Origin of the sequence: Gluconobacter thailandicus F149-1 = NBRC 100600 (genome assembly GCF_000964465.1) — a bacterium.
Lineage (GTDB): Bacteria > Pseudomonadota > Alphaproteobacteria > Acetobacterales > Acetobacteraceae > Gluconobacter > Gluconobacter thailandicus.
The window spans coordinates 1-20,540 of the sequence record NZ_BANH01000085.1 but is presented as its reverse complement, the minus strand read 5'-3'; the positions used below and the strand labels follow the sequence as shown (position 1 = coordinate 20,540).

General features: G+C 57.0%; 21 protein-coding genes. 13 read left to right on the top strand and 8 right to left on the bottom strand.

What is annotated here, in order from left to right:
* The 5 genes from B7444_RS15395 to B7444_RS15375 form a co-directional block, all read right to left on the bottom strand.
* Positions 1–275, bottom strand: a 275-nt coding sequence (locus tag B7444_RS15395; RefSeq protein ID WP_048855218.1) for a hypothetical protein, incomplete at its 3' end; no start/stop codon positions are given.
* A gap of 87 nt (positions 276–362) precedes the next feature.
* Positions 363–1,919, bottom strand: a complete 1,557-nt coding sequence (locus tag B7444_RS15390; protein ID WP_007281541.1) for a carbohydrate porin — start codon at positions 1,917–1,919, stop codon at positions 363–365.
* A 301-nt stretch (positions 1,920–2,220) separates the two neighbouring features.
* Positions 2,221–3,630 (bottom strand): hypothetical protein, encoded by a 1,410-nt coding sequence (locus B7444_RS15385; protein ID WP_007281540.1) that lies wholly within the window; start codon positions 3,628–3,630, stop codon positions 2,221–2,223.
* Positions 3,631–3,633: 3 nt separating this feature from the next.
* On the bottom strand, positions 3,634–4,497 hold the full coding sequence (locus B7444_RS15380) for an ABC transporter ATP-binding protein (protein WP_007281539.1): 864 nt from the start codon (positions 4,495–4,497) through the stop codon (positions 3,634–3,636).
* A gap of 105 nt (positions 4,498–4,602) precedes the next feature.
* A complete protein-coding gene (locus tag B7444_RS15375; RefSeq protein ID WP_007281538.1) occupies positions 4,603–5,268 on the bottom strand; it encodes an alpha/beta hydrolase in 666 nt (221 codons plus the stop codon).
* Between the two features lie 137 nt (positions 5,269–5,405).
* On the opposite strand from B7444_RS15375, the gene B7444_RS15370 reads away from it, so the two are divergent.
* The 5 genes from B7444_RS15370 to B7444_RS15350 are packed head-to-tail and all read left to right on the top strand — an operon-like array spanning position 5,406 to position 9,726.
* Positions 5,406–6,503 (top strand): cysteine desulfurase family protein, encoded by a 1,098-nt coding sequence (locus B7444_RS15370; RefSeq protein ID WP_007281537.1) that lies wholly within the window; start codon positions 5,406–5,408, stop codon positions 6,501–6,503.
* Complete coding sequence (locus B7444_RS15365; RefSeq protein WP_007281536.1) at positions 6,500–7,648, top strand: cysteine desulfurase family protein; 1,149 nt, start codon at positions 6,500–6,502, stop codon at positions 7,646–7,648. The genes B7444_RS15370 and B7444_RS15365 overlap by 4 nt, the downstream gene beginning before the upstream one ends.
* 16 nt (positions 7,649–7,664) lie before the next feature.
* Positions 7,665–7,979, top strand: coding sequence for a ferredoxin family 2Fe-2S iron-sulfur cluster binding protein (locus B7444_RS15360; RefSeq protein ID WP_007281535.1), 315 nt, complete (start codon positions 7,665–7,667; stop codon positions 7,977–7,979).
* Between the two features lie 5 nt (positions 7,980–7,984).
* A complete protein-coding gene (mnmA, locus tag B7444_RS15355; RefSeq protein WP_007281534.1) occupies positions 7,985–9,067 on the top strand; it encodes a tRNA 2-thiouridine(34) synthase MnmA in 1,083 nt (360 codons plus the stop codon).
* Positions 9,068–9,069: 2 nt separating this feature from the next.
* Complete coding sequence (locus tag B7444_RS15350) at positions 9,070–9,726, top strand: glutathione S-transferase family protein (RefSeq protein ID WP_007281533.1); 657 nt, start codon at positions 9,070–9,072, stop codon at positions 9,724–9,726.
* A 15-nt stretch (positions 9,727–9,741) separates the two neighbouring features.
* Here the strand turns inward: B7444_RS15350 and B7444_RS16890 are convergent, their stop codons facing one another.
* Positions 9,742–9,957, bottom strand: a complete 216-nt coding sequence (locus tag B7444_RS16890) for a hypothetical protein (RefSeq protein WP_035729391.1) — start codon at positions 9,955–9,957, stop codon at positions 9,742–9,744.
* A 154-nt stretch (positions 9,958–10,111) separates the two neighbouring features.
* Between B7444_RS16890 and B7444_RS15340 the strand changes: the two genes are divergently transcribed.
* From B7444_RS15340 to B7444_RS15330, 3 genes are all read left to right on the top strand, one after another.
* Entirely contained in the window at positions 10,112–11,197 is a 1,086-nt protein-coding gene (locus B7444_RS15340; RefSeq protein ID WP_007281530.1) for a DNA topoisomerase IB, read from the top strand.
* 148 nt (positions 11,198–11,345) lie between these two features.
* Positions 11,346–12,599 (top strand): cation:proton antiporter, encoded by a 1,254-nt coding sequence (locus tag B7444_RS15335; RefSeq protein ID WP_007281528.1) that lies wholly within the window; start codon positions 11,346–11,348, stop codon positions 12,597–12,599.
* A 58-nt stretch (positions 12,600–12,657) separates the two neighbouring features.
* A complete protein-coding gene (locus B7444_RS15330; RefSeq protein WP_007281527.1) occupies positions 12,658–13,122 on the top strand; it encodes a hypothetical protein in 465 nt (154 codons plus the stop codon).
* Positions 13,123–13,146: 24 nt separating this feature from the next.
* On the opposite strand, the gene B7444_RS15325 is transcribed toward B7444_RS15330, so the two are convergent.
* Both B7444_RS15325 and B7444_RS15320 read right to left on the bottom strand, forming a co-directional pair.
* On the bottom strand, positions 13,147–14,091 hold the full coding sequence (locus tag B7444_RS15325; protein WP_007281526.1) for an SMP-30/gluconolactonase/LRE family protein: 945 nt from the start codon (positions 14,089–14,091) through the stop codon (positions 13,147–13,149).
* Between the two features lie 145 nt (positions 14,092–14,236).
* Positions 14,237–15,169 (bottom strand): hydrogen peroxide-inducible genes activator, encoded by a 933-nt coding sequence (locus B7444_RS15320; RefSeq protein ID WP_007281524.1) that lies wholly within the window; start codon positions 15,167–15,169, stop codon positions 14,237–14,239.
* 146 nt (positions 15,170–15,315) lie between these two features.
* Between B7444_RS15320 and B7444_RS15315 the strand changes: the two genes are divergently transcribed.
* From B7444_RS15315 to B7444_RS15295, 5 genes are all read left to right on the top strand, one after another.
* The gene (locus B7444_RS15315) at positions 15,316–16,047 is read left to right on the top strand and encodes an SDR family oxidoreductase (RefSeq protein WP_007281522.1); all 732 of its coding nucleotides are present in this window, start codon (positions 15,316–15,318) and stop codon (positions 16,045–16,047) included.
* Between the two features lie 113 nt (positions 16,048–16,160).
* Positions 16,161–17,279 (top strand): adenosine deaminase, encoded by a 1,119-nt coding sequence (add, locus tag B7444_RS15310; protein ID WP_007281521.1) that lies wholly within the window; start codon positions 16,161–16,163, stop codon positions 17,277–17,279.
* 167 nt (positions 17,280–17,446) lie between these two features.
* The gene (gene ahpC, locus B7444_RS15305) at positions 17,447–18,010 is read left to right on the top strand and encodes an alkyl hydroperoxide reductase subunit C (protein ID WP_007281520.1); all 564 of its coding nucleotides are present in this window, start codon (positions 17,447–17,449) and stop codon (positions 18,008–18,010) included.
* A 101-nt stretch (positions 18,011–18,111) separates the two neighbouring features.
* Positions 18,112–19,692: an alkyl hydroperoxide reductase subunit F gene (ahpF, locus tag B7444_RS15300; protein ID WP_007281519.1), complete on the top strand. Its 1,581-nt coding sequence runs from the start codon at positions 18,112–18,114 to the stop codon at positions 19,690–19,692.
* Positions 19,693–19,734: 42 nt separating this feature from the next.
* Positions 19,735–20,385: a LysE family translocator gene (locus B7444_RS15295; RefSeq protein ID WP_186810577.1), complete on the top strand. Its 651-nt coding sequence runs from the start codon at positions 19,735–19,737 to the stop codon at positions 20,383–20,385.
* The last annotated feature ends 155 nt before the right edge of the window (positions 20,386–20,540 follow it).

Sequence of the window (20,540 nt, the reverse complement as noted above, 5' to 3'; positions counted from 1 at the left end):
AGATCGATGGGGCTGAAACCGACTTCCCAGAAGGACCAGACCCATGTGTAGGCCAGAGCGCCCAGATACAGGAAAGCGCCGAGCGTGTGGCCCATGAGCATGAAAACACCGCTGCCGACCAGCAGAATGCCACAGAGAACATAGTAGGTAGAGCCACCCAGCATCGCGAGGTCAGCACCCCCAATGACGAAGAATAGGCCCACGAGAAGAATAACGACCCCGAGAAGTAGCGTCAGCCATTCCGTCAGGGTCCTGTTGCGGTTAGGAACAGGCATGAAAGGTATCTCCTGTAGAAGGTGAGGTTCTGTCGATTTGAAATGAATTTTGGAAATATTTCACAATCATTGATCTGTATTTGAATTTCAGAAAGTAATTCCGGTCTCAAAATCCAGTATCAATGGATTTTTGTACCGATTTGTTCCGCCTGTGCTCCAGATATACTGGGCTCCGGGGCGAATCAGCAGCCAGGGCGTTGGGCGCCAGCCGTAGTTCAATTCGATGGCGTGTTCTCCACTGGGGCGATAAAGTCCCGTGGCACCGTCCTTCTGGAGTTGCGCGACCCAGTTGCTGATCTTGGCGTTGACCCAGAGGAACTTCATGCCGAGGCTGACAGTATCGTCCGGACGGTTCTTGAATGTGCCTTTGCGGGTGAGGCCCCAGTCCACGAAATAGGGGGCGACAGCGGTTCTCGGGTCGCCCCATGTGAAGGAGGCGAAGAACGATGTGCCACGATGAGAGTCCGCAGCATCCCGCTGGATCATCCGGTCAAACTGGAACCATCCACCGAAGCGCCCGCGAACTTTTGCCGTTGGTGCACTAACTAGATAGTTACTAGGAATTTCAAATAATCCATACTGGGAGTATACGTTGTTGACCTGCGACGTATCCCAGTAGCCACCGATCTTGATGTTGGTCTGCAGAGGGCCGCTGTAGTCATCTTTGCCACCTTGATGCCAGACGAGCTGGAACGGCAGGAATGTCCCGGTTGCGCCATGCAGGTTCAGTTTCCAGCCATTATGCGTGTTGCCGATCGTCGGGTCGGCGGAATAGACGCCGAACTGGATGGAATAATGATCGTTACCCGCCGGATAGAATTTCACCCACGCGCCGGGATGGGCAGTTGGGTAGTAGCCATAGCCAGAGTTGTAAGCGATGGATTGTGGCATGCCGCAGATGGCGTTGGTCTGGAACTGGCAGTAGTTGTTCATGCCCCAGTACATGGACCATGTTTCGAAGTCGGTTTCGGAATTGATTTCACCCACCGTTGTCGCGACGTAGCGGTTCCAGTGCATTTCCCATGACAGCAGGGACAGGCGCACCGTTGGAGAACCGTAAATTTCCTGCGGGCTGTTCAGGGCCGGGAGTTTGGCGCCAAGCCCCTGTCCTGCACGGGAGGTGACGATGAAGTGGAAGAGGCCAATGCTGTAACCGGTTAGTTTCTTGAGGTCGAAATCGAAATTCAGGCCGATTTCGTGCGCATACCTCACGTTCTGGGATTTGCCGCCCATCGGGTTGCCGGCTGAATCCTGAAAGTAGTGGCCTGTGATATTGACGCCCTTGTCTGTCAGCCATGGCCGCCAGCCACCCCAGTTTCCTGTCATGGTGCTCTGCTTCATCCAGTCATGCAGGCTTGCTGGCAGAAATCCTTCGTCGGTCGTCGAAGCCTGTGACAGGTCACTTGTTCCTGGCCCCGCGGGTGTCGGGGTTACAGGTTTGGGCGCGGGCCGGATGGTTCGGACGCGGTTCCTGGCATTGCTTTTTTGGTGAAGGGATTGCGGGTTTGATGATCCTGCATGTCCTTCCGTCGTGCCTGTTGATGAGGCTTGGGCATGTGCCTCACCGGATCTCAGCGTGAGCCCTGAGGTCATGGCGCAAACCAGCCCCAGGGATGCCACCCATTGTCTCGCAAACACCTGCATAGTCGTAACGGCTTGTACGCCGCGCCCCATTGTCTGATTGGGTGAATGGTCAAGCCCATTTCCCTAGACGGGCATATTTCATGATAAATAATGACGGTTGAATGACAAGAATGCGAGGTTTTTGACAACGGGCCAGGTATAGGCTCCAAGAAATATTACGATATAAAGCCGATATTATTTTTTCGCAGTTCTGAGCGGGAAAATATTTTGAAAATAATCAACGCCAATATTTATCACGCTTCTGTGTGTCTGGTGGACGACATATGCGGTTTTGTGCCGGTGGATGGGTTTTGATGCTCCCTCACTCGTTTTCGTAAGGCCAGTCTGACCGGCTGATCCGATAGGGCGCAAAGACGTAGCTGAGAAGTCCCAGGATAAGCGCTGTGATAGCCAGATACGCGGCATGTCTGAGGCTCAGTAGGAAAGGTGAGCAGAGCTGGATCAGGAGGACCGGGGCGAGGTTAAAGGCGAAAACAATTGATTTTGCCGGGGAGCGTAACAACAGAAATGGCAAGGCAGAGCAGAGGGTCATGCCAACGGCCAGGACGATCAGGTCCAGCGCGTCATAAAAAGCGTCTGCAGGAAACAGGGGTTTCAGGAAAGCATAAGGCACAACAAGGCTGAGGACACGGATCGGTGTGACAATCAGCATTCGGGACAGTTTGGCTTTGAAAACTGCCTGTACGAACTTCAGCCGGCTTCCGAACCGCCCGGTGACGAGCAGAAGAGGCCAGTGTTGTCGGTCCAGCAGCCATTTGTCCCCGATCACCAGCATGACGCAGCCCGTTCCAACGGACTTAACCCATGCCGCGCTGAAACTGCGATGGGAAAGAAAGACCTCTATCATTGCAAAGACCGACAGGAACACGGGGATGAGGATCAGGCTTATCAGAATATCAGTTCTGAAAGTAACAGGGGCAGTGGGGGCAAGAAGCATCTGACGGAGCTGATAGGGCGTCAGGGGTTTCTGCGCGGAGGGTCCTACGGGGCCAGAGCGCGTACTTTCCACCGGGAGAGGCTGCTCATGCGCAGATGGTGAAAGTGACTTGCTGTCGTGCAGCCGGTTCGGGAGAGACAGGATACTTCCGATCAGCCCGATAAACAGAATGATGCTGGCGGGGATGGTCAGAACAGCCGGTCGTGTCAGCATCCAGTATGCGGCATCTGAAACGAGTAACAGTGCAAACTGTCCCGCCATCAGAGCGATGCCAAAGAAAAGAATGGTGACCCGTTTTTTGCCAGATTGTTCACGCGGGGGGGCATACCAGTGCACAGCGTAGGGAATGGCGTTGAACAGGACAAAGAACAGGGCGTCGTGAAACGGAACCGGGAGCAGACTCGTCAGACCTGCAAACCCCAGAATGGTAACGCCGGCGACAATGCTCGCGGCTCGGGCTTCGGCAAGCGCCAGACCTGGAATGGAAGGAGCCTGAGACCCGCCGATCTGGTTGTTCGCATGAAGCTGGAGAACACTCTGGGCGACCATAATGACCAGAATGGCATTGAAAATATTGGTGTGTGACAGAGCCTGCGCCAGTGTTTCATGCCTGAGCAGAGTATGGATATTCCAGAGCGTTACTGCGGCAGCGACCACCCAGCACGCGAGCATAAGCAGCATATAGTTGCTGCGCAGGAACGTCGAGGTGAAGTAAAGGCCAAGCGCCCTGCGCAGATCTGACCATTCCAGCGGCGAGAGACGAAGTGATGCCATGGATCAGGCAGTCCGTGTGGCGGTGATTTCAAGGAAGGCATCCTCGAAATCGGGTACTGAAATCGTTGTCCCTTCAGGCAGGATGACGTCTTCAGACCATCCATGCACCAGAAACCCCGTTTCGCGCTGTCCAATGATTTGGAAGGGAAGATCGCTGAGGATGTGCGGTGTCGCGTGATCCAGCCAGCGCGTTGTGGCACGGAACACCGTGGTTGGAACATCCAGCACCAATTGCCCTTGACGCAGGAATAGCAGGCGGGAGCACAGACGCTCCAGATCGGAAAGAATATGCGAGGAAATCAGAACGCTGGCACCGGTGCGGCGCGCATAGTCTCCAAGCAGATTCATGAAATCCCGTCGGGCGTGCGGGTCCAGACTGGCGACGGGCTCATCCAGCACCAGAAAGTCCGGTTCGTGACGCATGGCCAGCAGGATTGCGAGGCGTTGGCGCTGACCTCCGGAGAGGCTTTTGACAATTTTCTTGGGATCCAGATCTGCCCAGCGGAGAAGGGCTGGGTCAATTGGCGGCAGCGTACCGTAGAACGCTCCAATGTAATCAATGAGCTTGCCAACGGTGAACGCCCCGAACCCCGTCATGGTTTGAGGAACGAAACCGGTTCTGGCGCGCAGGTCCCTGGGAAGGTCCAGAACGTTTTGACCAAACAGGTCCACAGAGCCTTGATCTGGCACGAGGAAGCCCATCAAGCATCCGATGAGAGTGGATTTTCCAGCACCGTTTCTTCCGAGCAGCGCGACGGTTTCGCCGGGTTTTACAGTGAAGGACACGCCATCAAGAGCTGTGAAGCTGCCGAAGCGCTTGGTGAGGTCCGTCACTTGGACGGGAAGGACGTCTTTCCGGATGTTCATGTAACAATCGTTACATAGTGTATATGATTCAGCAAGAGCTCCAAAAGAAAAGGCCCGCGTCCCGGAGGGCGCAGGCCTTTTTCTTCATAAGACTGTCAGATTTGTTCAGTCAGCAGCCAGTGCGAGAGCCTTGCGGCCGCGCATGGTCATGACGTGATCTTCCAGTGCTTCACCAACGCGGTCTGCCTGCTTGGCGAAGATATGGTCGGCATCGTCGAAGATACGATAATCGACCGTGACGTTTTTCTGCGTGTTCAGCTTGTCCACCAGTTTGCGGATACCTGGCTCTGGTGCCATTTCGTCCTTGCCGCCAGCAATCATCAGGCCGCCGCAGGGGCATGGCGCGAGGAAGCCGAAGTCATAGTCATTGGCAGGAGGAGCAACGCTGATCCAGCCGCTGATTTCCGGACGACGCATCAGAAGCTGCATGCCGACGAACGCACCGAACGAATATCCTGCGATCCAAAGTTCGCTGGAGTTCGGGTTGACCATCTGCATCCAGTCAAGGGCTGCGGCCGCATCGGAGATCTCGCCGATGCCACCATCATAGCGGCCCTGCGAACGGCCAACGCCGCGCGAATTGTAGCGCATGACCGAGAAGCCCATCTTCTCGAAGCTGCGGTACATCGTGTAGGTAATGCGGTTGTTCATGGTGCCGCCGTGGAGCGGATGGGGGTGCAGCACCAGGGCGAGGGGAGCGTTTGGTTCGCTGGAGTGGTGGTAACGACCCTCAAGCCGGCCATCTGGGCCGGCGAACATCACTTCAGGCATGTATACTCTCGCTCTATGTCCGGCAGGATTACGGCCCTGCCTTCCGGTGGGCGTCTGTATATCGAGTTGAAAGCCCGAATTTCCACCAAAATCGACTCGGGATTGCGATTCCTGCAACTCTGCACGATCTAGGGAACATGACGAACGCATCCGCTCCGACCTATCTTGACGCCAATGCAACCGAGCCTCTGCGCCCTGCAGCAAGGGAGGCTGTGCTGGAAGGATTGATGCTGTCTGGCAACCCCTCTTCCGTGCATGCGGAAGGGCGTGAAGCCAGACGGTTTCTGGAAAATGCCCGCGGCCAGATCAGTGCCGGTTTCGGGCGGATTCCCGGGACTTGCGTGTTTACGTCAGGGGGCACCGAGGCCGATGCCATGGCTATTCATGCGTTCGGTCGTGGGCGGCGCATCCTGATCGGTGCAACGGAGCACGATGCTGTACGCAAGGCAGCTCCTGAAGCGGACATTATTCCTGTGAACGGAGAGGGTCTTCTTGACCTCGAATACCTGCGGAAAAAACTGTCCGATGGTGTGCCGACATTGGTGTGCGTCATGTCCGCCAACAACGAAACCGGTGTCCTGTCACCGTTGCGCGATGTGGCAACACTCTGCCGCGACTCGGGCGCGCATCTCCATGTGGATGCTGTTCAGAGCGCCGGGCGTGTTTCATTCGACTTGACGGAATGCAGTGTCGCACTGTCCGGTCACAAAATGGGTGGCCCGAAGGGAGCGGGTGCGCTGCTTCTGCCACAGGATGAGCCGATCGATGCGCTGATGATCGGTGGAGGGCAGGAACGTGGACGGCGTGGGGGCACACAGCCGCTCCCTGCAATTCTCGGCATGGCGACTGCGTTTGAAGAGGCACAGAAGCAGGACTGGAGCCATGTTGATCGTTTGCGGGAACGTGTCGAGCAGGCAGCTATGGAAGTTGGGGCGCGCGTTGCTGGGCGTGATGTTCCGCGCCTGCCGAATACGAGCTGCCTCATTCTCGACGGTGTCGCGGCTCAGGTGCAGCTTATGACGCTGGATCTGGACGGGTTCTGCGTCTCTGCCGGGTCGGCCTGTTCCTCCGGAAAAGTCTCGGCATCGCATGTGCTGACAGCCATGGGAGAAACGACTGGCGCCAGTCAGGCCATCCGCGTGTCGTTGCCCTGGAATGTGCGGGAAGAGCAGGTTGAGGCGTTCTGTGCGGCATATGAGCGCATGGCAGCGCGTCTGCGGAAGGCTGTTTCATGATCTATCTGGATTACTTTTCGACCACGCCCTGCGATCCGGCTGTCGTGGACGCGATGCTGCCGTGGTTTGCCGAGGATTATGGCAATCCGCACAGCGTGCACGGACCGGGACAGAAGGCGGCTCAGGCTGTAGAGCAGTCGCGGCAGGGTGTGGCTGATCTGTTGGGTGTGGAGGCGCGCGAACTGGTATTCACGTCTGGTGCGACGGAAGCCAACAACCTCGCCATCAAGGGGGGCGTCCGGCATTTTGGGCGTATGGGTGATGAGCGCCGCCGGGTTATTACGGTCGCCACAGAGCATAAGTGCGTTCTGGAATCCGTCCGGGATCTGGAAGCAGAAGGGTTCGAGCCTGTTGTTCTGGGCGTGGATTTTCAAGGACAGGTTGATGCTGAAGCACTGCAAAATGCGCTGAAAGTTCCAACCCTGCTTGTGAGCATCATGGCCGCTAATAACGAGACGGGCGTGTTGCAGGATATTCCGGCTCTGTCACGAATCGTGCGGGGGGCAGGCGCCCTGTTTCACACCGATATGGCGCAGATGGCCGGGAAGCTTCCCGTCTCGCTGGCGGACGTCGATCTGGCGTCTTTTTCCGCTCACAAGATGTATGGCCCGAAAGGGATTGGCGCGTTGTATGTGCGGCGTCGGCCCCGTGTTCGGTTGCAGCCGCTCTTTTCAGGTGGGGGACAGGAAAGGGCGTTTCGTTCAGGGACGCTTCCTACGCCTTTGGTTGTCGGTTTGGGGAAAGCGGCGGAACTGGCTGCACAGCGGCTGGAGGCAGATATTCAGCAGATTTCTGCCCTGCGCGATGATCTGTGGGGGCAGATTAAAACGGCGCTCCCGGACTGCGAACTGAATGGCGGCGAGGCCTCCCGATTGCCCGGTGCTCTGAATATCTGTCTGCCAGACGGTGTGCGGGCGACGGACATCCTTGAACGCGTTCCGGACGTGGCCATGTCTACGGGATCGGCGTGTTCGGCGGCGGAAATTACACCGTCCTATGTGCTGACGGCGATGGGACTTTCTGCAGAGAAAGCATCGCGGTGCTTGCGCCTGTCGGTCGGACGCTCTACCTCCAAGCCCGGTATTGACCGTGCGGCGGCTCTTTTGATCGAGGCTGTCCGTACCTGCCAACCTTCAAGAGACTGAAAAAGACGGACAGCCCATGCCCAAGATGACCTTTATCGAACGTGACGGTGCCCGCCGTGAAGTTGACGCCCCTGTTGGCCTGTCGGTGCTGGAAATCGCCCACAAGCACGACATTGACCTTGAAGGTGCCTGTGAGGGTTCGCTGGCCTGCGCTACCTGCCATGTGATCGTGGACCCGGAATGGGCTGGCAAGCTGTCCGAGCCGACCGACGATGAAGAAGACATGCTCGACCTGGCATTCGGCCTTGAGCAGACGTCCCGTCTGGGCTGCCAAATCGTTATGACCGAAGACCTGAATGGCCTGACCGTTCAGCTTCCGAAGGCGGGCTGAAGACCATGCGTATCCTCGTTGCCATGTCGGGAGGCGTGGACAGCTCCGTAGTGGCCGCCCTTCTGAAACGGCAGGGCCACGAGGTGATTGGCGCGACACTCCAGCTTTACGATCACGGTCAGGCGTCCAAGCCGGGCGCGTGCTGTGCCGGGCGCGACATCATGGATGCCCGTGCCGTGGCGGATAAGCTGGACTTCCCGCATTACGTCATTGATGCGGAAAGCAGTTTCCGGGACAGCGTGATCGAGAACTTCGCGGACGCCTATGCACGCGGGGAAACCCCCGTGCCTTGCGTGGCCTGCAATCAGGGCGTGAAGTTCACGGATCTTCTGGGGATGGCCCGTGATCTGGGTTGTGAAGCCATGGCGACCGGCCATTATGTCCGTCGCGTGGAAGGCCCGGATGGCGCAGAAATGCATCGCCCTGTTGATGCGGAGCGGGACCAGACCTGGTTCCTGTTCGCGACGACGAAAGACCAGCTTGATTACCTGCGCTTTCCGCTTGGCGAAATGCCGGACAAGGCGCATGTGCGTGAGTTGGCGCAGGAGCTTGGGCTGGAAATCGCGGCCAAGCCGGACAGTCAGGACATCTGCTTCGTGCCAAGCGGGTCTTACGTCGATATCGTGGAAAAACTTCGTCCCGAAATTCGGGGTGAAGGCGAGATCGTGGATGAGCAGGGCAAGGTCCTTGGGCATCATGAAGGCGTTGCGCGCTATACGGTTGGTCAGAGCAAGCGGCTGGGAGATATCCATACGGCTGTTGGTGAACGCCAGATGGTGACGCGGATTGATGTGCCCAAGCGCCGGATTGTCGTTGGACCGCGGGTTCAGGCAACCGAAGTCGAAACGCGCAAGACAATCCGTTTGCGGGATATGAACTGGCTGATTGATGCGCCGCCTGAAGGCGTCTCCTGTGGCGTCCAGATTCGCGCTCGCGAAAAGCTTCGGGATGCGGTTGTGAAGCCACTGGCAAACGGTGAAGCAGTCGTCGAACTGCTGGAGCCGGCCATGCCTGCGCCGGGTCAGGCCTGTGTTCTGTATGATGGAAGCCGTGTTCTGGGCGGCGGGTTTATTCTGGCGGGAGCGTAAGCATGGCGGGGACACTTCTGATCGGGTCGCGGCGGTATTCGTCCTGGTCCCTCCGGGGCTGGCTGGCTGTCAAACTGGCGAAGCTGGATGTTGAGGAAAAGGTCATTGCGCTGAAGGGCGGTGGCAAGACCACGGAAATCCATGCGCTCTCTCCCAACAAGCTGGTGCCGTATCTTCAGCATGACGGCGCGCATGTCTGGGAAAGTCTGGCGATCTGCGAATACTGTGCCGAGCATGAGCCGTCTCTCTGGCCGCAGGATCGTGTGGTGCGTGCCCATGCCCGGAGCATCAGCGCGCAGATGCATGCCGGTTTTCGCCCGATCCGGCAGAACTGCCCGATGGATGTGGAGCGCGTTCCTGCCCCTCTGGCAGAGATCGGCGAAGATCTTGCCAAGGATGTTGCCCTGCTGAGCGACACACTGAAGGGGGCGCTTCTGCGATCCGGTACGGCCACGCCTTACCTGTTCGGGGGGAGTATGACGGTTGCTGACTGCATGTACGCACCTGTCGCCATCCGGATTCAGACCTATCAGCTGGATGTTGATCCGGCTGTGAAGACATGGGTTCAGACGCTACTGGCGCATCCGCTCATGCAGGAATGGTACGCTCTCGCAGATGCGGAGCCTGCCGAGTGGCGACTGAGCTACGAGGACAAGTAAGGATTCTGGCTTCGTTCAGTGATGGATGAAGCCCATTCCGGTCTGAAGGGCTGTGCGGAACACGTCTGACCAGAGACTGTTGCTGCCGCCATGTCCCCCACCTGGGCCTCCAGCCGTCTGGGTATAAGGTGCGCCCTCACTGCCATCGGCAGTTTCCGACATGTCGGAAGGTGTGTGAGACGCACAGCTTGTAAGCAGGAGCAGTCCGCATCCCCAGAACAATCGTTTCATGGCGGTTTCCCTGTTGTGAAATATCCTTTTTGTACGTCGCCTGCAAAATAGCAGGTGTCATGTCAGGAAGTATCAGGAACCGTAAGCGGATCTGACGAAACTCCCGCTCTTGAAGCACGCTGTTACAGGCGCACGGAGAGGAAACAACAGAATCGTGACGGCACGACTTTCATCAGAGCAGAAACAGGCCAGGCGCGCGGGGCTGCATTATGTTGACCGGACTGAGCCGGGAATTACACGCCGAAAAGTGGGTAAGGGATTTGCCTATTACGATCCTGCCGGCGACCGTATTACGGATCAGCAGGTCATCGCGCGTCTGAAACGTCTGGGTATTCCACCGGCGTATCGTGACGTCTGGATCTGTACTGACCCGGACGGTCATTTGCAGGCTGTAGGCACGGATGCCCGGGGGCGGTTGCAGTATCGTTATCATCCCAGATGGCGGGAAACACGGGACGTCGCCAAGTTTGGTCGAATGCTTGTGTTCAGTGAACATCTGCCTGCTTTGAGAGCACAGGTTGCAAAGGATCTGGCGCGAAAGAAGCTGGATCGTGAGCGTGTTCTCGCGGCGATTGTCTTCATCATGGAACGGACCATGGCTCGTATCGGGAATGACCGGTACGCGCGCGAAAACCGGAGCTATGGCCTGACGACCTTGCGGCACCGGCATGTGGATGTACATGGAAAGCATGTCACGCTTGATTTCCGGGCCAAGCATGGGATTGAACAGCACCTGGATATGTCCGACGCCCGACTGGCGCGGCTTGTTTCCAGACTGGAAGATCTGCCAGGGCAGCGACTTTTCCAGTATCTGGACGAAAATGGGGAACGGCATGACGTCCATTCACAGGACGTGAATGAGTATCTTCAGACCATTACTGGCGAAGACATTACCGCCAAGGATTTTCGTACCTGGGCTGCCACGCAACTGGCTGCCGTCACGCTGTGTGCCTTCAGCGGTTATGACACGAAAGCGAAAGCAAAAAAGCAGGTTGTCGAGGCGGTAAAATCCGTGGCGGCACGGCTTGGCAATACGCCTGCCGTTTGCCGGAAAAGCTATATCAATCCCTGTGTGGTGGATGGTCATCTGGATGGAACACTCCGGACGGCTTTCCAAAAGCGCGCACAGGATGTTCTGGATATGCCGGAGCATGGTTTGTCCGCTGAAGAGGCAGCGGTTGCCGGATTTTTGGCCAGTCGGCTGCCGCATCTTCGAAGTAATGGCACATCGAAACCCTGAACCGCGATATGGTGAAGTTTTTCCGGGGAAACTCTGCCTGTTACAGAAGCTTTTGTGTCTGATGGACGGTATGAAGATACGTCGTGATGGACTTGCGGGTGGGCGGCGGAAGGTCAGTGCATGATGCGCTGACGGGGGAGCAGAACGAATGAATTCACTAGGGCTTTTCGCGTTGCTGATGGTCGGGGCAACGTGTTTTGGAGTTCTGAACGAGCGTCTGCTCAAACTGCCCATGACAATCGGCATTCTTCTGATTTCCATGGTCATTTCGATGCTGGTCATGCTGATCAATCCCCTGATCCCCGGCTATGATCTTCAGCACATTCCCCGCTCTCTGCTGGGGCAGGTCAATCTGCCCGAGACTTTTCTGGAAGGGGCGCTGTCCTTCCTGCTGTTTGCAGGCGCCATGCAGGTTAATCTGGGACTTCTGCTTGCGCGTGGAAAAGCCGTTGCAGCACTCGCAATTTTCGGAACGGTGCTGGCCGTGGCGCTTCTTGCGGGAGCGGCGTGGTTTGTTTTTCCGCTGCTGGGCATGCATGTGCCGTTTAGCTGGTGCGTTGTCCTGGGGGCCATCCTTGCGCCAACCGACCCGGTTTCGGTCGTGGGGATGCTGCGTCGGCTGGGCCTGCCAGACTCATTGCAGGCCGTTTTCGCGGGTGAAAGCCTGTTCAATGACGGTGTGGGCGTCGTAATTTTCGGAACGGTGATCGGCGTGGCGACAGGCGAAGTGCAGAGCGTTGCCATGACGGACTTTGTCGTACGGTTTCTGATCGAGGCTGTGGGGGGTGGTTTTCTGGGTGGGGTGACGGGCTGGCTCACCCTGAAGATCATTCGAGGTGTGGAGGACATGCAGATTGACCTCCTTGCTTCGCTGGCGCTGGCGACAGGTACGTATAGTCTTGCAAGTGCGTTGCATATGTCAGGGCCGATTGCGGTCGTTGTGGCGGGGATGTGGCTGGCCACTGATGCAGGTAAGCGCGCCATTCCTGCGAATTCCCGTCAGGAACTGACGACGTTCTGGGGGCTGATTGACGAGATCCTGAATGCTCTTCTGTTTCTGCTGATTGGCTTCGAGCTTCTGGAAATCACGCCGCATCTTCCAAATCTGGTGGCGACCCTGCTGATTATTCCCCTGTCCGTCATTGTCCGTGGGCTGAGTGTCTTTCTTTCCACAATGCCGGTTCATCTTCAGAAAGGTGAGCGTGGAAAGGCTCTCGGTGTCTTGACCTGGGGTGGGCTCAGGGGAGGCATTTCCGTAGCTCTGGCTCTGGGGTTACCGCCGGGCGAGCTTCGGGAAACGCTGCTGCCGGTTTGCTATGGTGTTGTGGTCTTTACAATCGTCGTGCAGGGGCTGACGATGGAAAAGGTGGTCAACCGGCTTTATCCCAAGAGCACCAGTTGAGAAGTACCTGCCGACCCTATCTGGCAGATGACGAACAGACCGGCAGGAGCAGGACAGAATGATGACAGTAAAGCGCGCAATGGGCCTCATGCTGGTGGCGGGAAGTCTGTTCGGCGCAGCCGGGACTGCGTCGGCGGCGTCCGGGTTCCCCGGTCAGAATGGTTGCTGGACGGCGCTTCCCGGTGAAGATGAACGCCCGGATGTGACGTGCCGCAGCTTTACGGAAGACCTGCTTCGGAGCCTCCAGAAAGCAACGCCTGCACAGGTCACGCAAATTCTTGGTGTGCCGGGCAAGGATCACAAAGCCAGTTATTTCGAAAGTGCCAACAAGAACCCTGGCGCTTACAACGGATATATCGAACTGAAGTATACCGCGGGGCATGTTTCGGAACTCTCCGCCGTGATGACGCAGGTCACTCCGAACGGTATGGCTAGTGACGAAAAAGACTATCAGTGGAGCATGGGGAAGGTTGTCTGCTCGGATTTCCCGGGCTCAAAGAAGGCGTGTGATACGTCCAAATAATTTTTGGTCAGTCATGTCCGGATGTTAATCCCGGAGATCCAGTGCCAGCAGATGCTGGTTACAGGTGATGAACAGGCGGCGGTTGTCGGGGCCGCCGAATGTACAACTGGTGGGCGTGTAGGGCAGGGGGATAAAGCCCAGCGGACATCCTGAACGATCCAGAATATGAATGCCGTCGCCAGCCGTCGTCCAGATCCAACCCCGCTGGTCAACGGTCAGTCCATCGGGAATACCGTTTTCAATGCTGTAGAAAGGGCGCTCCTCAGAAAGCGTGCTGTCTTCTGTGACAGTGAAAGCCTGAATGGAGTGGGTGGCGCCCCCGATCGCCCGTGATGTATCCGAGACATACAGCGTCTGACCGTCCGGTGAAAAAGCCAGACCATTCGGCTGATCCAGATCCGCCATGCGTGTCAGCGTGGCGCTGGGCAGGTGATATCGGTAAACGCTGCGATGAGGCAGTTCGGGATCAGCGATATACCCTTCGCGTGGTGAACGGATGCCGAAGACAGGATCGGTAAACCAGATTGTATCGTCTGGGCCGAGAACAATGTCATTAGGGGCGTTCAGTCTTCCACCCTGATAATGGGTGATGAAAGGAAGCGCCTCTTTTCCAGAGCAAGAAAGACTGACGCAGCGTCGCCCATGCTCACAATGGACCATTGTTCCATCCGGGAGCAGGGCGTTGCCGTTGATGAACCATGTAGGGTCGAGCACCGTGTGCACATGACCGTCCGGATGCCATGCCATCAGTCGGCGGGATATGACATCCGACCAAAGCAGACGGTTTCCTTTGGTATCCCAGACTGGCCCTTCGCCATGCGTTGTTCCTTCGTGCAACAGCAGGAGTGGTGTGTCGAAGTCCAGAACGGCAGCCAGAAGAGGGTCGTTGATACTCAGGCCGGGAATGATGCCCAGAATTTCGGGTGCTCCCGCGCGCCGCAGGAATGTACCGATGAGCACATTCTTCACAGAAAGCCTCTTTTCTCCGCACCTGATCCGGGGTGCGTCTCAGGGTGTGAGTTTCGGGCCTTTTTGTTGAGACCACGATCCTGGGCGTGTGTGCGTCTTGTTTGTTCTTTTGTGCTCTGTGTGAACGTCATGGCGAACCCGCGGTTCAGGCTGAATATATTTTGCATCCATCAGGCGTATTCTGACGGAGAAATTTACCAAGCTCGCGGAACGTTGATGCGCGTGGGTCAGAGGCACGCCAGGCAAGACCGATCGTCCGGCTGGCTTCAGGTTCAGAGAGTGGGCGTATGGTAATAAGGCTCTCAAAATCCATTCTGTTCCGCAGGGCCAGTTTTGGAATCAGGGAAAAGCCCTCCCCGGCGCCAATCATGTGCCAGAGCATTTCAAGACTGGTTGCCAGTCTGGGCTCACGCTGACGGGGCACCGTCGGGCAGATGGAGAGCGCCTGATCGCGCAGGCAGTGTCCGTCCTCCAGCAGGAGCAGATCAGGGCGACCAAGCTGCTTCAGAGAGATCTTGTTTTTGCCGGAAAGCTCATGTGTCGCCGGGAAGACACCCAGAAATGCCTCTTCGAAGAGCGGAATGGTTTCCAGAGCATCCGACGGTGCGGGAAGGGCCATCAGTGCCAGATCAAGCTCGTTGTTTCGCAGAGCGTGGACCAGAGTGTCGGTCATGCCTTCAGTGAGGCGAAGCTGCAGGTTTGGATAGCCGTTCCGCAGATGGGGCAGGATGCCCGGAATGTAATACGGCCCGAGTGTTGGGATGACGCCAAGGCGCAGGATGCCATCCAATGGGCTTGTGCGTGCCCTCGCCACTTCCAGAAGATTGCGCGCGGCCGCCAGAACGTCTCGACCGAGTGCAATCAGGCGCTCTCCATCCGGGGTGGGCGCGACATGACGGCGCGAGCGTTCGAACAGTGTGACATCCAGAAGCTGTTCGAGCTTGCGGACCTGTTCGGACAGGCCAGCCTGGCTGACACCACAGCGCTCGGCGGCACGGGAAAAGTTGCGGAGATCGTCCACCGCCACGACATATTCGATGTCTCGCAGGGACAGGCCGGAAAGGGGGACATAGCTCATGGAATTATAGATATGATCGAACTTAAAAATATGGAAGTGCGGTTTTACCTGTTAAAAATTTCAAAGGGTCATGCGTGCCTGGAAGACACACCTGATTGCAGGGCGTATAAGGTTCCACACATTTTCCAGAGGAAGGATCAAGAACCATGTCCCAGCGCGCTGCTCTTGTGACCGGTGGTTCCCGCGGTATCGGTGCCGCAATCGCACTTCGTCTCGCCGCAGATGGTTATGACGTTGCCATTTCCTATGCCAGCAACGAAAAGGCTGCCGCGGCTGTTGTCAGCCAGATCGAAGCCAAGGGCCGTAAGGCCGTTGCCATCAAGGCTAATGGCGGAACGGCAGAAGGCAATATTGCGGTTGTTGCCAAAGCTGTTGAGACGTTCGGTCGTCTGGACGCTCTGGTTTGTAATGCTGGTATCTACCCCTATGGCCCTATCGACCAGATGAGTGTTGAGCAGATCGACAAAGTGCTGAACCTTAACGTGCGTGCCGTCATGGTTGAGACGATGGAAGCCGTAAAGCACATGGGGCAGGGCGGTCGTCTGATCTACATTGGCTCTGCATTCGGCGCGCGGGCGCCTTTCCCGGGGATTTCCCTATATGCGGCGACGAAGGCGGCTCTGGAAGGTTTCGCGAAGGGTGTTGCACGTGACGTGGGACCAAAGGGCATCACCGTCAATGTTGTGGAGCCAGGTCCGATCGACACCGATCTTAACCCGGCAGATGGCGAAGGTGCTGCACTGATCCGCAGCTTCACGGCGACGGAGTCTTACGGCAATGTAGCGGATATCGCTGATTTTGTAGGTTTCCTTGCCAGCCCGGCAGCCTCCTACATCACGGGTGCTTCCCTGCCGGTGGACGGTGGTCTAACCGCCTGATCGCAAAATCCATCCGGGTCATCCTGTTTTCTCGTCTTGTTATCAGATCGGCTTCGCAACATCCTGTCAGATGGTCAGGCTGATTTTGCCGACGGGATAAGAAGGAAAACAGGATGAAGTTCGGGCGCAGGGCCTTTCTGGCAAACACGACGCTTTTTGCGGGGACTTTCGCACTTGGCGCCCGAGCAGCGGCAGTGCCGTCTCCCGGCAGTGATGATCTGACGGCGTTTATTTACGCTATGCCAAAGGCTGAGATGCATGTGCATCTTGAGGGAACGCTGGAACCGGAAATGAAATTCCGGTTCGCCCGACGGAATGGTGTGACGCTTCCTTATCAGACCGTGGAAGAGATGCGGGACAGCTACAACTTCCACGATCTTCAGAGCTTTCTGAAAATTTTCTACGAAGGCAAAACTGTTCTGCTCAAGGAGCAGGATTTCTATGAGCTGACCTATGCCTATCTGACGAAAGCCGCGTCCCAGAACGTTCTGTACACCGAGATGTTCTTTGATCCGCAGATGCATACGGATCGTGGCATTGCTTTTTCCACAGTCATGAATGGTCTGACCCGCGCGCAGGCAGATGCCCGGAAGAACCTGAAAATCGACTCTCAGCTTGTGCTCTGCTTCGAGCGGGAACTGACTGCTGAATCCGCCATGAAGACGTTGGAAAGTGCGCTTCCGTACCGCCAGCATATCGTGGGTATTGGGCTGGATTCAGACGAGAAGAACAACCCGCCTGACAAGTTCCGGGATGTTTTTGCCCGGGCGAGGAAGGAAGGTTTCCACCTGACGATGCACTGCGATCTGAACCAGTTCGATACGCATGAGCATATCCGGCAGGTTCTGGAAGACATTCAGGCAGACCGGATCGACCATGGCGGCAATATTCTGGAGCGGCCGGATCTCGTGGCGATTGCGAAGCGTCGGGGAACTGCTTTCACAGTCTGTCCTGTTGCCTGTGGGTGGCTGCGGGAAAATGGCGAGAACATCAACATCATCCGCGGGATGCTGGATCGTGGCCTGAAAGTGACTGTAGCGTCCGATGATCCGGCTTACATGAAGGGCGATTACGTCGCGGAAAGCCTGATTGTGGCGCAGGGGGATGCAAACCTGAGCAAGCAGGATCTTCTGACGTTGGCACGCAACAGCTTTGAAGCCTCCTGGATCAGTGCGGCGCAACGGAAAACCTATCTTGCAAAGCTGAATGCCTTTCAGCGGCAGTGGGCTTGAAGGTCTGGCCAGTGGCGCTGATATAAGATAGGCATTGCTGATGAGGGTTTAATCTCTGTTCGGTCTGACCGATCAATCATATTGACAGGAACTGTTTCCTGTCCCTCTCATTCTGTGGGACATAGGTTCCGCAACACAACACGAGCGACAAAGCAGGAGACCTTCTGATGGTTCGCATCAATTCGCCGCTGGCACCCTTCTCGACCGACGCATTCCGCGACGGCAAGTTCCTGACCGTCACGGACGCAGACGTTCGCGGCAAGTGGTCCGTCTTTTTCTTCTACCCGGCTGACTTCACGTTTGTCTGCCCGACGGAACTGGAAGACCTCGCTGACAACCAGGCCGCTTTCGACAAGCTGGGCGTTGAACTCTACGCTGTCTCCACGGACAAGCATTTCACGCACAAGGCCTGGCACGACACGTCCCCGGCCATCGGCAAGATCAAGTACACGATGCTTGGCGACCCGACGGGCACCATTTCCCGCAGCTTCGGTGTGCTGATCGAAGAAGCTGGTCTGGCTGATCGTGGTACGTTCCTGCTCGATCCGGAAGGCAAGGTTCAGTACATTGAGATCACGGCTGGTGGCGTTGGCCGCTCCGCGACCGAACTGCTCGCCAAGATCGAGGCTGCACAGTACGTCGCAAGCCACCCGGGTGAAGTCTGCCCGGCCAAGTGGAAGGAAGGCAGCGCAACGCTGAAGCCGTCCCTCGACCTCGTCGGCAAGATCTGATCCTGCCCGGTGAGGCAGGACAGCCTCACCATCCTCCTGCCTCTCCAGGAGAGGCAGGATTTTGACAAGAATTTTTTCTTACAAAACCGCTGGAGAAAACGATGCTTCAGGACGACCTGAAAACCCAGATGCGCGCCTATATGGAGTACCTGCGGAGCGACGTCGTGCTCGAAGCCACGCTTGGCTCTGACGACCGCTCTGCCGAAGTACGCGGATTGCTGGAAGATATTGCCAGCCTGTCAGACAAGGTGACGTTTTCCGACGCCGGAACAGCATCGCGCCGCCCCTCCTTCGTGATCCGCCGTGCCGGTTCCGTGGAACAGGTGACGTTTGCTGGCCTGCCCATGGGGCATGAGTTCACGTCTCTGGTTCTGGGTCTGCTTCAGGTCAGTGGGCACCCGCCCAAGATCGAGGCCGATCTTGTTGAACAGATCAAGGCGCTGGATGGGGACTTCCATTTCGAGACGTATTTCTCCCAGTCCTGCCAGAACTGCCCGGATGTCGTGCAGGCTCTGAACGCCATGAGCGTTCTGAACCCGAAGATCCATCATTCGGCGATTGATGGCGCGGACTTCCCTGAAGAAGTGGAGCGTCTCGGTATCCGTTCTGTGCCTCAGGTCTATCTGAACGGGGAGCCATTCGCATCTGGCCGTATGGAAGTCGCGGATATTCTTGCCAAGCTGGATGCGTCTTCCGTTGAGCGCGCAGCTGCCAAGCTGAAGGATGTGGCACCGTTTGATGTGCTTGTGCTGGGCGCTGGCCCTGCCGGTGCATCGGCTGCCATCTATGCAGCGCGTAAAGGCCTGCGGACCGGACTTGTGGCTGATCGCTTTGGCGGACAGGTCATGGATACAGCTGGGATCGAGAACTTCATTTCCGTGAAGGAAACGGAAGGTCCGCAGTTGGCCGGAGCGCTGGAAGCCCATGTGCGCCAGTATGACGTGCAGATTATTGCCTCCCAGAAAGCTGCGAAACTGGTTCCCATAAAGCAGCCAGGTGGATTGCACGAGATTGTTCTGGAAAGCGGAGCGACCCTGCGGTCCAAGACGATTATTCTGGCGACAGGGGCGCGTTGGCGTCAGCTTGGTGTTCCTGGCGAGGAAGACTATCGCACGAAGGGCGTGGCTTATTGCCCGCATTGCGATGGCCCATTCTACAAGGGACGCCCGGTTGTCGTGACCGGGGGCGGCAATAGTGGTGTGGAAGCTGCGATTGATCTGGCCAACATCGTGTCCCATGTCACGCTTCTGCAGCGTGGCGCGCATCTAAAGGCGGACAAGGTTTTGCAGGACAAGCTGCTGAGCCTGCCAAACGTCACGGTTCTGATGAGCGCGCTCACCACGAAGATCGAAGGCGATGGCAAGGAAGTGACCGGCCTGACCTACAGCGATGCGGATGGTGGGCTGCATCACATCAAGACGGATGGTGTGTTCGTGCAGATCGGGCTGCTACCCAATACGGACTGGCTCAAGGGTTCTCTGGACCTGAGTCCGTATGGTGAGATCGTTATTAACGACCATTGTGCGACGTCTGTCCCGGGCATTTTCGCGGCTGGTGATGCGACGACTGTGCCCTACAAGCAGATCGTGATTGCGATGGGCGAGGGGGCGAAGGCATCTCTTTCCGCCTTTGATTACCTGATCCGTATGCCGGCCGTTCAAAAGGAAGTTGAACTGGCCTGATCGGGGATTGGGGGGCAGAAGAAGCGGGTGTATGGTTTGGCCATGCATCCCTATCTGCTTCCCCTTCTTGCGTTTGCCGCCACCGCAGCGATTTTCACCGTGACCCCAGGTCTCGATACGGCCATGACCTTGCGAACAGCCACGACATCGGGCTGGAAAGCCGGGTTGGCCGCCGTTCTGGGAATCTGTCTTGGGCTTGCAGTCTGGGGGTTGGGTGCGGCGTTCGGCCTGACGGCCCTGCTTGCCGCCTCTGAAACGGCGTTCACGGCCGTTAAGTTGGCAGGGGCGCTCTATTTGGGATGGATGGGCATCAAGCTGTTGCTTCATCCACGCTCCTCGCTTGCTCATGAGCAGGAAGAAGCTGCTGTCGGGCAACTGACAAACCGCCCGGAAGCTGGAGCCGCGTTTCGTCGTGGCCTTTTGAGTAATCTGCTCAATCCAAAGGTTGGCGTCTTCTACATGACGTTCATGCCGCAGTTCATTCCGCCACATGTCAATGTTCAGGAATTTTCTTTGCTCCTTACGGCTATTCAGGCAGTGCTGTCTTTCGCGTGGCTTGGATTGCTGGTCGCGCTGACCATCCCGTTGGGGCGGTTTTTGTCCAGCCCCGTCGTGGTGCGCCGTATGGATCGTCTGACAGGGGGCGTCTTTCTGCTGTTCAGTCTGAAACTGGCTTTGGCGCGCCGGGCATAATGATGGAGCAGGTTTCTCTGTAATATATGGGGGGAAATTGTTTCTAATATCACTTGCTCCTATCAGTGGTGGTGGAGTTCGTTCTTTTTTGGAAAGAATTTTTAGTTTCTGTTAGGTCACGTTGACAAAGGATCTGATCCAGAGCCTTGCGGCGG

Bases quoted from the DNA above. Each gene is read 5' to 3' on its own strand.
- B7444_RS15390 (WP_007281541.1), bottom strand. From the start codon at position 1,919: ATGCAGGTGTTTGCGAGACAATGGGTGGCATCCCTGGGGCTGGTTTGC.
- B7444_RS15385 (WP_007281540.1), bottom strand. From the start codon at position 3,630: ATGGCATCACTTCGTCTCTCGCCGCTGGAATGGTCAGATCTGCGCAGG.
- B7444_RS15380 (WP_007281539.1), bottom strand. From the start codon at position 4,497: ATGAACATCCGGAAAGACGTCCTTCCCGTCCAAGTGACGGACCTCACC.
- B7444_RS15375 (WP_007281538.1), bottom strand. From the start codon at position 5,268: ATGCCTGAAGTGATGTTCGCCGGCCCAGATGGCCGGCTTGAGGGTCGT.
- B7444_RS15370 (WP_007281537.1), top strand. From the start codon at position 5,406: ATGACGAACGCATCCGCTCCGACCTATCTTGACGCCAATGCAACCGAG.
- B7444_RS15365 (WP_007281536.1), top strand. From the start codon at position 6,500: ATGATCTATCTGGATTACTTTTCGACCACGCCCTGCGATCCGGCTGTC.
- B7444_RS15360 (WP_007281535.1), top strand. From the start codon at position 7,665: ATGCCCAAGATGACCTTTATCGAACGTGACGGTGCCCGCCGTGAAGTT.
- mnmA (WP_007281534.1), top strand. From the start codon at position 7,985: ATGCGTATCCTCGTTGCCATGTCGGGAGGCGTGGACAGCTCCGTAGTG.
- B7444_RS15350 (WP_007281533.1), top strand. From the start codon at position 9,070: ATGGCGGGGACACTTCTGATCGGGTCGCGGCGGTATTCGTCCTGGTCC.
- B7444_RS16890 (WP_035729391.1), bottom strand. From the start codon at position 9,957: ATGAAACGATTGTTCTGGGGATGCGGACTGCTCCTGCTTACAAGCTGT.
- B7444_RS15335 (WP_007281528.1), top strand. From the start codon at position 11,346: ATGAATTCACTAGGGCTTTTCGCGTTGCTGATGGTCGGGGCAACGTGT.
- B7444_RS15330 (WP_007281527.1), top strand. From the start codon at position 12,658: ATGATGACAGTAAAGCGCGCAATGGGCCTCATGCTGGTGGCGGGAAGT.
- B7444_RS15320 (WP_007281524.1), bottom strand. From the start codon at position 15,169: ATGAGCTATGTCCCCCTTTCCGGCCTGTCCCTGCGAGACATCGAATAT.
- B7444_RS15315 (WP_007281522.1), top strand. From the start codon at position 15,316: ATGTCCCAGCGCGCTGCTCTTGTGACCGGTGGTTCCCGCGGTATCGGT.
- add (WP_007281521.1), top strand. From the start codon at position 16,161: ATGAAGTTCGGGCGCAGGGCCTTTCTGGCAAACACGACGCTTTTTGCG.
- ahpC (WP_007281520.1), top strand. From the start codon at position 17,447: ATGGTTCGCATCAATTCGCCGCTGGCACCCTTCTCGACCGACGCATTC.
- ahpF (WP_007281519.1), top strand. From the start codon at position 18,112: ATGCTTCAGGACGACCTGAAAACCCAGATGCGCGCCTATATGGAGTAC.
- B7444_RS15295 (WP_186810577.1), top strand. From the start codon at position 19,735: ATGCATCCCTATCTGCTTCCCCTTCTTGCGTTTGCCGCCACCGCAGCG.